At 52.9% G+C, this 1,157-nt stretch carries 1 rRNA gene; it reads right to left on the reverse strand.

From position 1 onward, the window contains the following. Positions 1–1,003 (reverse strand): 16S ribosomal RNA (locus tag ABOC97_RS23855); the annotation flags it as partial. Positions 1,004–1,157 lie beyond the last annotated feature (154 nt).

Here is a 1,157-nt window from a genome sequence, read left to right on the forward strand (position 1 = left end):
TTCTCTGGATGTCAAGAGTAGGTAAGGTTCTTCGCGTTGCATCGAATTAAACCACATGCTCCACCGCTTGTGCGGGCCCCCGTCAATTCATTTGAGTTTTAACCTTGCGGCCGTACTCCCCAGGCGGTCGACTTAACGCGTTAGCTCCGGAAGCCACGCCTCAAGGGCACAACCTCCAAGTCGACATCGTTTACGGCGTGGACTACCAGGGTATCTAATCCTGTTTGCTCCCCACGCTTTCGCACCTGAGCGTCAGTCTTTGTCCAGGGGGCCGCCTTCGCCACCGGTATTCCTCCAGATCTCTACGCATTTCACCGCTACACCTGGAATTCTACCCCCCTCTACAAGACTCTAGCCTGCCAGTTTCGAATGCAGTTCCCAGGTTGAGCCCGGGGATTTCACATCCGACTTGACAGACCGCCTGCGTGCGCTTTACGCCCAGTAATTCCGATTAACGCTTGCACCCTCCGTATTACCGCGGCTGCTGGCACGGAGTTAGCCGGTGCTTCTTCTGCGAGTAACGTCAATCGCTGCAGCTATTAACTACAACGCCTTCCTCCTCGCTGAAAGTACTTTACAACCCGAAGGCCTTCTTCATACACGCGGCATGGCTGCATCAGGCTTGCGCCCATTGTGCAATATTCCCCACTGCTGCCTCCCGTAGGAGTCTGGACCGTGTCTCAGTTCCAGTGTGGCTGGTCATCCTCTCAGACCAGCTAGGGATCGTCGCCTAGGTGAGCCGTTACCCCACCTACTAGCTAATCCCATCTGGGCACATCCGATGGTGTGAGGCCCGAAGGTCCCCCACTTTGGTCTTGCGACGTTATGCGGTATTAGCTACCGTTTCCAGTAGTTATCCCCCTCCATCGGGCAGTTTCCCAGACATTACTCACCCGTCCGCCACTCGTCACCCAAGAGCAAGCTCTCTGTGCTACCGTTCGACTTGCATGTGTTAGGCCTGCCGCCAGCGTTCAATCTGAGCCATGATCAAACTCTTCAATTTAAAAGTGTTTGATGCTCAATGAATTAAACTTCGTAATGAATTACGTATGTTCACTCGTTGAGACTTGGTATTCATTTAGCGTCTTGCGACGTTTAAGAATCCGTATCTTCGAGTGCCCACACAGATTGTCTGATAAATTGTTAAAGAGCAGTGC

Origin of the sequence: Kluyvera huaxiensis (assembly GCF_040149365.1) — a bacterium.
In the GTDB taxonomy this organism is placed as follows: Bacteria; Pseudomonadota; Gammaproteobacteria; order Enterobacterales; family Enterobacteriaceae; genus Kluyvera; species Kluyvera intermedia_A.